The 13,632-nt window shown below is 53.1% G+C and carries 8 protein-coding genes; 4 read left to right on the top strand and 4 right to left on the bottom strand.

The genetic code is table 11. The features are described from left to right. Positions 1-4 precede the first annotated feature (4 nt). Positions 5-2,623, top strand: a complete 2,619-nt coding sequence (gene glgP, locus VCU37_RS07030; protein WP_336249924.1) for an alpha-glucan family phosphorylase — start codon at positions 5-7, stop codon at positions 2,621-2,623. Positions 2,624-2,714: 91 nt separating this feature from the next. Here the strand turns inward: glgP and VCU37_RS07025 are convergent, their stop codons facing one another. Further along, positions 2,715-4,346, bottom strand: coding sequence for a peptide chain release factor 3 (locus VCU37_RS07025; RefSeq protein ID WP_336249923.1), 1,632 nt, complete (start codon positions 4,344-4,346; stop codon positions 2,715-2,717). A 123-nt stretch (positions 4,347-4,469) separates the two neighbouring features. Between VCU37_RS07025 and VCU37_RS07020 the strand changes: the two genes are divergently transcribed. After that, positions 4,470-5,027 (top strand): hypothetical protein, encoded by a 558-nt coding sequence (locus tag VCU37_RS07020; RefSeq protein ID WP_336249922.1) that lies wholly within the window; start codon positions 4,470-4,472, stop codon positions 5,025-5,027. A gap of 39 nt (positions 5,028-5,066) precedes the next feature. Then, positions 5,067-5,261 (top strand): hypothetical protein, encoded by a 195-nt coding sequence (locus VCU37_RS07015; protein ID WP_336249921.1) that lies wholly within the window; start codon positions 5,067-5,069, stop codon positions 5,259-5,261. A gap of 333 nt (positions 5,262-5,594) precedes the next feature. Here VCU37_RS07015 and hrpA read toward each other — a convergent pair whose 3' ends face one another. The 3 genes from hrpA to VCU37_RS07000 are packed head-to-tail and all read right to left on the bottom strand — an operon-like array spanning position 5,595 to position 12,063. Then, complete coding sequence (gene hrpA, locus VCU37_RS07010; RefSeq protein ID WP_336249920.1) at positions 5,595-9,554, bottom strand: ATP-dependent RNA helicase HrpA; 3,960 nt, start codon at positions 9,552-9,554, stop codon at positions 5,595-5,597. Positions 9,555-9,557: 3 nt separating this feature from the next. Continuing rightward, a complete protein-coding gene (gene metA / locus VCU37_RS07005; RefSeq protein WP_336249919.1) occupies positions 9,558-10,634 on the bottom strand; it encodes a homoserine O-succinyltransferase MetA in 1,077 nt (358 codons plus the stop codon). A 19-nt stretch (positions 10,635-10,653) separates the two neighbouring features. Continuing rightward, positions 10,654-12,063, bottom strand: a complete 1,410-nt coding sequence (locus VCU37_RS07000) for a nitronate monooxygenase (RefSeq protein WP_336249918.1) — start codon at positions 12,061-12,063, stop codon at positions 10,654-10,656. A 133-nt stretch (positions 12,064-12,196) separates the two neighbouring features. On the opposite strand from VCU37_RS07000, the gene VCU37_RS06995 reads away from it, so the two are divergent. Further along, positions 12,197-13,609, top strand: coding sequence for a glycine hydroxymethyltransferase (locus tag VCU37_RS06995; RefSeq protein WP_336249917.1), 1,413 nt, complete (start codon positions 12,197-12,199; stop codon positions 13,607-13,609). Positions 13,610-13,632: the final 23 nt, after the last annotated feature.

The following is a 13,632-nucleotide window of genomic DNA, read 5'->3' as shown; positions in this document are numbered from 1 at the left end:
CCTCGTGGCCAAGGCCATTCGTACATTTCGCATCAAACCATCGTTGCCTCAAGAACTTGAGCAACTCAACGCATTGGCCGCCAACCTTCGTTGGTCTTGGCATCGTCCGACCTTAGACCTCTTTGCCAGTATTGACCCTGACCTGTGGGAAGAAACAGGCGAAAATCCGGTCAAGTTCATTAATCGTTTGCACCCTGACCGTATGGAGTCCCTACGCCATGATGAGGCATTCTTGGCGCGTGTAACTCGTGAACACGATGAACTCCAACACTATTTAACACGAGACATGTGGGCCCAGTTCCAAGAAACCCCACCAACAGGCATTGCCTATTTCAGTGCTGAGTTTGGGTTAACGGAAGTCATGCAGATTTATTCTGGAGGGCTAGGGATTCTGGCAGGAGACCACCTCAAGAGTGCAAGTGACCTGGGCTTGCCCCTGAGCGGTGTCGGTTTGTTTTACCGCCACGGCTATTTCAATCAATCCCTTGACTCAACCCATTGGCAGCGTGAGAGTTACCCCGATGTCAATCCCCATGACATGCCAGTTGAACGCCTATCTGAACATGGTGAGCCTGTGTATGTAACGGTTGATCTCGATGGCCGTACCGTGACCATACAAACATGGGTGGCTTCTGTTGGACGGGTGCCGCTGTTGTTATTGGATACAGATGTTGAAGGCAACCACCCTGATGACCGTGTGGTTACCGACCGCCTCTACGGTGGTGATGCAACCCATCGTGTGCGTCAAGAGATTGTGTTAGGTATCGGTGGGATTCGAGCACTAGCAGAAGCTGTTCGGCTCGGTGTTGTGCCCTTCACCCCCACGGTCTTTCATGCTAACGAGGGCCACGCGATGTTCTTACAGTTTGAACGTATGCGCCAACTGATCACCGGCCAGCGCAGCGTACTTGTTCCTGGTGGTACCGACGGGGTTACCAACGGGATGACCTTTGAGGAAGCAAAAGAAGTTGCCCGGGCAGGGGTGCTCTTCACAACGCACACGCCGGTTCCTGCGGGTATCGACCGCTTTGATCGCGGCCTAATTGAACACTGGTTTGCAAACTTTGCGGATTCATTTGGTGGTATGGATGCTCTATTGAGTTTGGGTCATGAAAATGGTTCCGATAAGTTCAATATGGCGATGTTTGGGTTGCGCTTATCATCCAAGGCAAACGGTGTATCCAAACTCCATGGCCAAGTAAGCCGAGAAATGTTCCAGTCTGTCTGGGCTGGCGTTGAAGTAAGTGACGTACCAATTACGTCAATCACGAATGGCGTTCATGCTGAAACATGGACAAGCAATGAAATGAGCCAGATATTCGATGAGCATCTGGCCGAAGGTTGGCGCTGGAATCCTGATGCTTGGGCTAACGCCGGCAATATAAGCGATGAACGTCTGTGGGAAGCTCGCGTGCATAACCGCTACAAGCTGGTTGAAAAGGCGCGTGAATGGACTCGTGACCAACACATTGCACGTGGCGCGAGTGAACCAACCCTGCATTGGATTAACGAAGCGTTAGACCCTAATGCGTTAACGATCGGGTTTGCACGACGTTTTGCAACCTATAAACGGGCAACCTTGCTTCTCAGCCAGCCAGAACGGTTGCGTAAATTGTTGACTGATCCACACCGACCCGTTCAGTTCATTTTCGCGGGGAAGGCCCATCCAGCTGATGACGGAGGCAAGTCACTCATTCGCCAGATTGTTGACTTCACTAAAGATGACCCTGAGATGCGTAAGCGTCTGCTCTTCATTGAAAACTATGACATGGAAGTAGCCCGTTACATGCTGCATGGGGTGGATGTCTGGTTAAACAATCCACGTCGCCCCCATGAAGCATCTGGTACATCTGGTGAAAAGTGTGTATTGAATGGTGGTCTCCACGCCAGTGTGCTTGATGGCTGGTGGGACGAAATGTATATCAGCTCAGAAGATTCTGACTTTGAAACGCAAAGCAGCAACGGCGTTGAAAATGGTTTTGCTATCGGTACCCGTTTCATGCATGCCGATGATGCACAACAAGATGCCTCTGATGCGGCCAGTTTGTTTGACCTCCTTGAACACCGGATTATTCCCTTGTTCTGGGATCGTGAAACAAACTTGTATCCCCGTCGCTGGATGAAGCGGGTTCGTCATTCCTTGGCCACAAACGGCCCCAAGGTCCTTGCTACGCGCATGGTGATGGATTACACGAATGAGCTCTACACCCCGCTAGGCGAACACGCCAAGCGCTTGGCTGAACATGCCGGTCAGCGTGCTATTGAGTTCAACCGTTGGAAGGATAAGGTCCGCAAGGCCTGGCATGAAGTCACGATCAATGCGGTCCATATCGCCGATAGCGCAGCAACCGCTGGTGAACAGCGTGAAATTGTCATTGAAGCCAACCTTGGCTCGCTGAACCCAACGGATGTGAAAGTTCAAGTCCTCCATGGGGCAGTCACCGTTGATGGCACCATCACTGAGCCAGATGTACTTGACCTTGCCATTGGTGACGATGGCCGCTGGCACGGCAACCTTCATTTGACCAATGCGGGTGAACACGGGGTCACCGCACGCATCATTCCCCACCACGAAGACCTAGGCCACTTTGCCTCCGTGGGGAAGATCACCGTCTTGAGCTAGCCACACCTATTGACTGTGTGTCGGTGTACCCGTATCGGCCCGATACGATACACCGACACACCGCCTTTCAGCGTGGGTTGACCGAGACGAACTAGCGGCGAATGGCCAGGCCGGTTCCGAGTTCAACAAAGGTGATGTCGGGGTGGTCGGTGATCGCTTTGTCCAATGCCACCGTTGACCCAAATAAAATCAGGTACTGACCGCGTGAGTTTTGCACAATGATTGACCGGAACTGGTCACGTAAAGCGTCCACAGCAGACGCATCGATACGCCGGGCCTCAACCCAGGGGAGTGGTTCAAAGCGAACCGGAGCCCCAAACTCATGTTCAAACCGATGGGCGGCCACCTCAAACTGCAAGGCACCCACACCGGCCAAAATAGGGAGCTGGTCGCCTAAATCAAGGCGACGGAGTACATGAATGACACCTTCCTCATCGAGTTGGACTAACCCATTTCTAAATTGCTTTGCCCGACTGGTGTCTCCGAGGCGGACACTCATGAACTGTTCAGGTGCAAAGGTTGGGATTGGTAAAAACGTCGCGGGTTTATCCATATACAACGTGTCCCCAGGCACCAGATCCGTGGCATTAACGAGACCTACAATGTCACCCGGTACAGCCGCATCCACACTGTTTCGGTCCGCAGCAAAGAGTTGGTGGGCGTATTTAAGCTGATAGCTACGCCCCGTTCGTGCGAGTGTGGCGCTCATACCGCGTTCAAATACCCCCGAGTTCACACGCAAAAATGCCATCCGGTCACGGTGTCGAGGATTCATATTCGTTTGAATCTTGAACACCTGACCGCTAAAGGGTGCGTCAAGGTCACGATGGCCAATGATGGTAGTGGCGGCAGTGTCTTTTGCATCAATAACTGGTTGAGCTGATGGGGGAGGGGCCAGTTCAGCAAAGCCACGCAGCAAAATCTCGACACCAAAGTTGTGCAAGGCTGAGCCGAAAAACATGGGTGAAATCTTGCCGTCCATGAACGCATCGTGGTCAAAGTCACGATCGTCCATATCGAGCAGATCCAACTCTTCACCCACTTGTTCCCAACGATCGGTGGGGCAGGCACCTGGGTCGGCTGTGGCAAAAGGCTCTTCGATAAACGTGCCTTTGCGGGTACCTGACTGGGTATCACCAACTCGAACAAGGTTTCGGGTTTCTCGGTCAACGATGCCAACGAAACCTGGCCCGTCACCTACCGGCCAGTTAAATGGCACCGGACGTACCCCGATTTCTGCTTCAATTGAATCGATAAGGCCTAAGGGGCCAAGGCCTGGCCGGTCACACTTGTTCACAAAGGTAACGATAGGAAGCCCCCGGTCTCGACAGACTTTGAAGAGCTTTAGGGTTTGAGGTTCCAGACCCTTTGCAAAGTCCAACACCATGATGGCCGCATCGGCGGCGCACAACGTGCGATACGTATCCTCTGAGAAATCTGCGTGGCCAGGGGTATCTAACAGATTGAAATGCCAATCACCCCACGAAAAGTGCATGACGGTTGACGAAACACTAATCCCACGTTCTTGTTCGAGTGCCATCCAGTCACTACGAGTTCCTCGGGCAACTCGACGGCTTTTGACTGCACCGGCTTCACCCACCGCCCCGGCATACAGCAGGAATTTTTCCGTTAAGGTCGTTTTACCAGCGTCAGGGTGGCTGATGATCGCAAACGTGCGCCGCTGGTGAACTGCGCTTGCAAAATCAAGTGATGTAAGGCTCATGAGACCTCAAAGTCTGCCAGTGATTGGCCAAAAGTCGTAGGTATCGCAAATATGAATCGGTACCTGAGCTGCTTTTGGTATAAGGTGAGTACATCGAGGTTGTCTACGACAGAGGAGAAAACGGTGTTTAAGCGTTCTAAGACCGGAGCTGTCATACGGGCAGCCCTACCCTTCGCCAACTTTGCGTCTGACAAGATTTCACACTACGGAGCCAAAGGGTTCCGCATGGTTGCTGATCAGTTAGATGGGCGTGTTGAAAACAAATTCTCGAATATGGAGAGTGCTTTGCAAAAATTTGATTTTGATCAGCTTGTGGATAAAGTCCGCTCAATCGATCCCCTCGATACCCGGCATCTTGCCAACGCCAACAAGGCGCTTGAGGCTGAGGTTGAGGAATTGCGCACCCAGCTAGCTGAAGCGATCAAGCCCAAGAAAAAAGGGCTCGGTGTCTGGTGGTGGCTCATTATCTTGATGACCTGCGGCCTTGGCCTATTCGTAGCAGCGGCCTGGTGGCTGTACGGCAGTGATGACGACGACTTATTTGATGAGTTTGATGACTTCACCTTGCTGGATACAGAGCACGATATTCCTAATGTCCACGAAGCTGCTGAAGAAGCAAAGGAAAACGCAAAGCGTTTAGTTGAGGACGCAGTTGGAGACGACACGGTCGACCTCGGGTAGTCAGCCTCAATACATTGCTTTAATTGACAGGATAATCAAATGAAAAACGTGCTGAAATTTGGGTTATTTGGATTGCTACTTGCCGCCATCGTGTGGGTTTGGATGCAATCCCAGCAAGCGAACGACGACCTTTTCGATGAGTTCGATGATTTTGAGGGATTTGACGATCTGCCAGATCCCCACAAGGTTGCGAAGGAAGCGAAGGAAGCGGCCCTTCAGGCAGCAGGTCGCTAGTCCAAACACTATTTTCCATACACAGAGGTAGGCAAAACGGCGGTATACCCGCCGTTTTGTCATATATTCGTGACCTGGCCGCACACCCGTAGTGCATACACCCACATTCAAAACGTCCGTATTTGCAATGTAGAAATCCACCAATTCACCAGGTGAGGAACTATTCGATAAAAATCCTAGTGATTACGAATGTGGCTATCTTTACATCAGTGGTGGTTGCTGGATACATCGGCTGCAGCCATCATGCATGCCCTGGTTGCTTGGCTTCTCTAGCATTGCTAACCCTAATGTGGAGTTGTGATGTCACCCCTATTACCAGGACTCCAGGCCGCATTATGCCGGTTGGTCGCGTTGAATAAGGGCACGAATCTGGTTACGAATCCGTCGTTCAGACACGCTTTGCGCCGTACCAAGGCGCTGCGCAAAGAGCTGGACGTGGAGTTCTTCGAGTTGCCATCGAATGGCGTTAAGTTCAGCTTGAGTAGCAACCCTTGCTCGTTTAAGAGCAGCGAAGTCCTCCTCTAAATCAACCATTACAAGCTGGTTTCGATCATCCTTATCAAAGCTGCCGGGCAAGGCCAGTAGCCGTAAGCGCAACGCATCAAGGTAGCGGGGGAGTTCTCGTAATTGGCTTACTCCCATACCCGTGACAAAACCGGGATACACGAGTTGCTGGTACCGCAACAAGACGTTGGCGCGCACCTGCAAACTTGGACGATGCTGGGTTGGCGTGGTGAGCGCAGCATTAACGGCTTCAGCAATTGTTAATGCTGACACCACAATTCGGGCAACTTGGGCGATCTCTGTTTTCCAATGCCGGTCAATCACCTCAGTCCGTTTTACAAAATCGGCATGCGTCCAAGCCACCCCACCCGTACGCATCAGCAAATCATCAACGACTGCCCCAGCCATATCTGCGGCCAAGGCCTCTACAGATTCATGGGGTGCAAGGGTGAGCCGTAATTTATCTCTCGCGCCCAATGTGCCATTGACCACCTGTAACGGTCGGGCACAGTGAGCAAGAAGTAACTGGCGTTGTGCGGCTACCATCCCTGAGCGTTGGGTAGCTTCTGTTGGCATGATACGAATCCGAACATGCTTCCCGTCTGTATCGGGAACCAGCGCGGGGTACCCGGTTACCGCATGACCGCCAACTTGACGAGTGATCGCTCGTGGTAAATCTGTCTCCGGGAACCCGTCAAGCCCGTCGGCTTCTAACTCAGCACCCACCTTTTTAATTTCCGCCCGCATATGTCCGGCAACCCCAGCTTGAAGCGCCCCCAAATCGGGACTTGTGGCCAAGATGGTGCCATTGTTGGTTACCGCCCACCGAACCCGGAGATGAGCGGGCCGATCGACTTGGGCTATTTGTGCCGCAGTCACGATTTGACCGACTTGGTTGGAAATCGTTGTTGCTAACACCTGGTTAAAAGGACCGTCCGCAGGGTCAAGTTGTTCACCATATCGTTGTGCCGTCGTGGCTATCGGGCTGAGGCCACGACGAATGGTCTTATCCAGCCCGCGCAATATCGTTTCGATCAGTTCTGCACGGAACCCTGGTACCAGCCAATCACCCGCCCCAGGCGTAATAGCAGGCAGTACCCCTACAGGGACATGTATCGTCATCCCATCGGCTTCGGCATCACTCGGATCAAACGTATAGGTCACCCCAAGCTCGTGTCCATCAATGGTGAGGTGGTCAGGAAACCCTCGCCCACCAAGGCCGTCAGCATCTCCAATCAGTTGCTGGGCTCGAAAGGTGATCGATGCTTCACGCTGTTTTGCTGCCCTGGCACGGCGTTCTTTTAACGCTGAATTCGACTCGCCATCACGGCGCTTTAACGGTCGGGTACCTTTACGAATCCACTTGGTAAGCTCAGTTGCACCAGTAACCCATTTGGGCAAAACAGCCATCAACCGGTCAATGAGAACCGCTTCAGGGTCAATGATCCCACGGGCACGCATCCGATCTTCAAGCTCATGGGCATCATCAATTGCCGCTTGATTGGCGGTGATGACCCGTTGAAGCTCCGGCGTCATTGAGCGTGCAGTGAGCTGGCCACCAACAAGGCCTTCTTGAATAAACAAGTCCCGTGCGGCCCCTTGATCGAAGTGGGCTAGCGGAACAGGCCTGCCTGGTTCGATGACTAGCCCACGGAATGAGATACGCTCCGTAACCACGGCCTGCCCACGGTCGGCCATCCAACGCTGGTCAGAACGAGTAAATGTGCAATGGTGGCGGAGTAACCCCACAATCCACTGGGGGTCGATGGTGGCGACATGGGTAGCCCACAGGCCGGTGGTTTCAACGATTTCGCTTGCAACCACCCAATCTGGTGGATGGGTAGACGTTGCTGACCGCTTCCCAAGACGAAACTGCGTACCACGAGTACCGCTGTACGTGACCGGCCCCTTCTGCGGCGGTCGGCGTCGTTTTGTTTTTGATTGAGGAGGTCCTGATGTTGGAATCCGTTTTTGGCCAACACCGGCAGCCATCGCCACAAGCACCGCACGATGAAGTGCCTCACCGGGTGCACGGGCATCATCATGATCTTGGACTCGATTGGCAGTGTCGCTAACGAGAAATGCATCCTTGGCTGCCTTGCATAACTGGTTAACCAGGTCAACCCACTCACGCCATCGCAAGAAGTGAATGAACTCAGCTTTACACAGAGCCCGAAACTTGGTACCTGATAGTGCGGCACGCTGGTCTTGAAGATAATTCCATAACGCCAACACGGTGAGGTAGTCAGAGGCGGGGTCATCGAAACGCCGGTGCAGTCCGACTGCGACATCACGTTGCGCTTCAGGATATTCGCGTACATCACGAAGCGATAACGCTGCGGTACAGATGATGGCAGCATCTAAGACCCCAAAGGCAGCGCCGGCAATCATCAGGCGTGCCAACCGTGGGTCTACCGGCAGGCGGGCCATAGCACGACCGATGTCGGTTAAGCGCTGCCCATTGGGCTCTTGGGGTGCCGCCTCAATTGCATCCAGTTCATCTAACGTTGTTTTTGCGTCGTTGATCGCCTTTTTATCTGGTGGCTGAATAAAAGGAAACTCGGCAACATCACCCAACCCCAGACTGGTCATCTGCAACATCACGCTGGCAAGATTCGTCCGTAGAATCTCGGGTTCAGTAAACGCCGGGCGCTGGTGAAAATCATCTTCACTATATAGGCGAATCGCAATACCCGGACCGATGCGTCCACAGCGTCCAGAACGCTGGTTGGCACTGGCTTGGCTGATCGCTTCAATGGGGAGGCGCTGCACCTTAGATTTTCGACCGTACCGACTGATACGGGCCAACCCTGAGTCAACGACATAGCGAATACCTGGAACGGTCAGACTCGTTTCGGCGATATTGGTCGCAATAACAATGCGACGACCCGTATGCGGGCTAAACACATTGTGCTGTTCTTGGGCACTCAGGCGAGCAAACAATGGCACAATTTCAACGCCTTGGAGTAACCGGTCATGGGCTGCCGCCTTGGAGAGCGCTTCAGTGGCATCACGAATAGGACCTTCCCCACTGGTAAAGACCAAGATGTCTCCTGGGCCTTCAGCACACAGTTCATGCACCGCGAGCACAATCCCTTCGGTGACATCACGATCGACGTTGTTGCCCTCAAAATCATCGTCTTCAGGATGCGCCGCTCCGCTCGGTGCGTCCAAGGGGCGGTACCGAATCTCAACGGGGTAGGTGCGCCCACTCACCTGCACGATCGGAGCAGGTTCACCATGGTGAGCAAAATGCTCAGCAAACCGTTCGGTATCAATGGTGGCAGATGTGATAATCACCCGTAAATCTGGGCGTTTAGGCAATAGGTTGGCGAGATAGCCCAGAATGAAATCGATATTCAGGCTGCGCTCATGCGCCTCGTCAATAATCAAGGTGTCGTAGCGGTTTAATGCGGGGTCACGTTGAAACTCATTGAGCAAAATCCCGTCTGTCATCACCTTGATGCGAGTTTCTGGGCCCGTTGTATCGGTGAAGCGAACCGTATAGGCAACCGCCTGTCCGATTGTTGTGCCCATTTCTTCGGCTACACGTTCGGCAACGGCACGTGCTGCAATGCGGCGAGGTTGGGTGTGCCCAATTAATTTTGGACGACGATCTCGAGAACGAGCTAAAGCAGAGGCATAGGCAATTTTGGGTAGCTGCGTACTCTTCCCGCTGCCAGTTTCACCAGCAACCACAACCACCTGATGGTGGTCCAATAGCTGCAGAATCTCCTCAACATGGTCTGTGATGGGGAGATCGGCTGGGTAACGAAGTTGGATCGTCATCGCCTAGGGCAAAATAAACTGTGCGAATGGATTATCTGGGTCAACACCGTCCATCCACGGTACGCCACGTTCCACGTTGGTGAGTTGGTAGACCAGCCCAATCCAATTTGCAAACAGACTGCGTGCGCTATCGGCCCAAGAGTTGTGCAAGGTCTCAGTAATCTGTGATTCAGGAAAAATGGGTATCGGCTCACCGTTTCGACGCGCATTGATCACCGCATCCATGTATTCACCAAGTATCGTTTTGGCCTCCGGACTTAAATAATGTTCGGGGAATGGTGGAAGTCCGGCGGGTACCCCTTGGGCCCATAAGGTCAAGTCGCGTTTGAACTCTTTTAAGAGGCTATTGGTGTCGTATTCAGGGTGGCCTTGAAGAAAAACAATACGGAGTCCGTCTGGGCTTGTAGCAACGGCTACATCGTTAGAAAAGCTCTCCACCAATACCTGCACGCCAGCCCGTTCAAGGGACGGACGGGTGAGGGTATTCCAGCGAGAATGTGGCATATCAAACTTCGTATTCATGCCACGTAGCAGTGGATGTGACCGTTGAACGGCCCGATGTGCAAACACTCCCCAACGCTTGGACGCTAACCGTTCGCGCTCAATCCCATACAGATGGTTGACCAGGGCGTGTGAACTCATACACGAACACAATGTGCTGGTTACGTGGTCATAGGCCCATGAAATTACTTCTATGAGGGGATCCCAAAACCCCTGAGATTGGAGTGGACCAGGCCCGATATTTGCCCCTGTGATGATAAGTGCGTCAAGTCCATCACGTTTGAGGTCATCAATAGATTCATAGTAGGTATCAATATAAGCCTGCGTGTCATCCGATCGCTCAACCCCTGGGAGGGTGAAGGGGTGGGCATGGATTTGTACGATCGAGTTGGCATTCCCTAAAAGGGATAGGAATTGGCGCTCAGTGGGAATAAGTGCGGCATCGGGCATCAAATTAAGGAGTCCGATGTGCAGTTCTCGAATGTCTTGCGCATCAGCCTGGGCTGGGGTCAACACCGCTTCGCCACGATGGCGAAGGTCCATGAAGGTAGGAAGATCACAATGGGCTACAAGGGGCATCGCCAGCCAGTTTAAATTGCTATGCCGCTGCTACATACGCGGCTGGCTTCCCGTTAATCCAGTTGATGACATCCACGGCTTCCCAGCCATCGGGATGACGGTCCAAAAGGGCTTCACAGGAGGATAAATCCTGCCCCAACGTGACGACCGGAGGTTCGACATAGCCATCTTTTCGTGTTTGACCCAATCCGGTTGTCGCCATCAACCCGTTGCACAGGCACGCACGACCTTCAGTATCAGCAATGTCACCACCTTTGGCCACATATTCATCAATGGGTTCAGATGCACACCGATACCCAATACGACCATTCTCACGTTCATACGGGGTACGCAGATACCCAAGATCACAGAGACGTGGACGTTCAGCATCATCACGCTTGGCAATTTTGAATGGGAATCCGGTTGGTGATGCGAGCATATCGTTGCGTACTGACAGGGTTGAAGCCCGGAGCTTATCCATCATCTCATCACGCAAATGAGGGGCCAGCCCAGACTCTTTACTCATCGCAAATGGTGTACCAACTTGTACACCAACGGCACCCAGTGACTGCGCGGTGGCAAGTCCTTCAGGGCTTCCCATACCCCCTGCAATCCATACGGGTAGTTCGGTGCCCATCAATACATCCCAGTTAGGGAGGTCTTTTTTGCCATAAATCGGTTCACCAGTCTCATCAAGACTGAATTTCCCGCGCGGTGGTGCGCTATGTCCACCTGCATTTGGAGCCTCGTAGATAAAGGCGTCTGGACGAATGGTTTCGTCGCGGTTTAAAAAGGTTGCCAATTTGTCACTTGACACAATGGCCATCATCTTTGGTGGCTGGGCTGACGCCCCAGGCGTAACGACTTCGGGGTCGATAACTGTTCGATAGTCCTGCGTGGCATTGTCAACATGCACCGAGACGGATCCTGCTTTACCAGATGCAAGCCGACGTATGAGCTCGGGAATCTCGCGAGGAATACCGGCGCCCATCAGAATCGCATCAACGCCCCCAATCATCGCCCCCCACACTGCGGCAGGAGTTGCAAACTGAATCTTTTCTAACAGGTTGATGCCAATGCGTCCGTTGTGCCCTTCCTTGGCTAGCCACACCTGGGCAAAATTTGCCGCCACACTCAAGTCATCGGCGTGTCGACGCGGTGCAATCGTCGGCATCGGATGGGGGCGGTACGGGGCGTCCTTCTCTTTTCCACCCTCAACGAAGTAGCGCTTAATTAAAAACTCAGCGATGTCCTGGAGGGGATAGTGGGCGAGTGCGCGCCGCCAGTGACCACCCTTATCACCTTGTTGAAGGGTACGGACCATCACCGCATCTGCGGCAGTGCCACTTACAACCCCCATCGCACCCGCGTGTGCACAGGCATTGGCAAGTTGCCAGGAGGAGATATTCACTCCCATGCCGCCTTGGATGATTGATGGAAAGAAACGCATTGATGTTTCCTTTCTCTGGATTGTTCGGGCATTCGCAAAAATCTACGACGTAGTAACCTACGCTATCGTAACTAACGGATACATGCTTTTTATGGCACCATGTCCATGTCTGAGTCGAAATGGAGTCCTAATCATGTCCTTAGCCCACGATGCCTTTGCCGCTACTCAAGCCTTGATCGCCGACCAAGACCCTGAAATTGCGGCTTTTATCGTTGAAGAACTTGAAAATCAGCGCCGTCAGTTGAAGTTTATTGCAAGCGAAAACTATGCAAGTCCTGCGGTTTTAGCGGCGATGGGGAACTGGCTGAGCGATAAATATGCCGAAGGGACACCTGGCCGAAGGTTCTATGCGGGCTGTGAAATTGTTGACAAAGTTGAAACGTGTGCAAATGAACGGGCAAAGGCCGTATTTGGTGCACAGCATGCATATAGCCAACCCCATAGTGGGATTGATGCCAACCTCGTCGCGTATTGGGCTATTTTGAGTGCTCGCGTGGAGGCGCCAGCCCTCGAACGGGCTGGGGTCAAGCAAGTGAACGCGATGACCGACGACGACTGGGACAACCTCCGTGCAGCGTTTGGTAATCAGCGCCTGATGGGGATGAGTTTGGATGCTGGTGGGCATTTAACGCATGGATTCCGCCCAAATATCAGCGGGAAAATGTTTAATCAGCGTTCCTATGGTGTTGACCCATCCACCGGAAAAATTGATTATGACGCCCTACGGCAAGCGGTGATTGCGTTTGAGCCGCTTGTATTGGTTGCTGGCTTTAGTGCGTATCCAGGCCGTATCAACTTTGCCAAGATGCGCAGTATTGCCGATGAAGTTGGCGCCGTGTTGATGGTCGATATGGCCCACTTTGCGGGGCTAGTCGCTGGTGGGGTGTTGACTGGGGAGTACCACCCGGTTCCATATGCCGACATTGTTACGACCACTACGCACAAGAGTTTGCGTGGTCCACGTGGTGGGTTGGTGTTGTGCACCGAAGAGTTTGCCCCCCATGTGGACCGTGGCTGTCCGATGGTGTTGGGCGGACCAATGGCGCATGTGATGGCCGCGAAAGCGATTTGCTTTGCGGAAGCGTTAAAACCAGAGTTTAAAACCTATGCCCATCAGATCGTGGCGAATGCCAAGGCGCTTGCAGACGGGCTGACGGCTAAGGGAGCCACATTGACGATGGGTGGTACGGAAAACCACCTTTTTGTCCTTGATACACAGGCATCGTATGGACTGAATGGGCGCCAAGCCGAGCAAGTGTTACTGAAAGCTGGGGTGGTGTGTAACCGCAATAGCGTCCCCAATGACCCCCAGGGTGCCTGGTACACCTCAGGTGTTCGCCTGGGTACACCGGCGGTTACCTCCCTGGGTATGCACGAAGCCGATATGGCAGAGGTGGCAGACATCATTGACACGGCATTGCGTGCCGCGACGCCGGGTGATAGCCCAGCCAAATTTATCTTTGATGATGCAACAGCCGAACAGCTCGCTGACCGGTCCGCAGCCCTCTTGACCAAGTACCCCTTATACCCAGATATTCAGCTTTAACGACGTCAATCTCTTTGATGTGT

The sequence above is a fragment of the Stomatohabitans albus genome (assembly GCF_036336025.1).
Classification (GTDB): Bacteria; Actinomycetota; Nitriliruptoria; order Euzebyales; family Euzebyaceae; genus Stomatohabitans; species Stomatohabitans albus.
The sequence above is the reverse complement of the archived record's forward strand: the minus strand, read 5'-3'. Positions and strand labels throughout refer to the sequence as shown.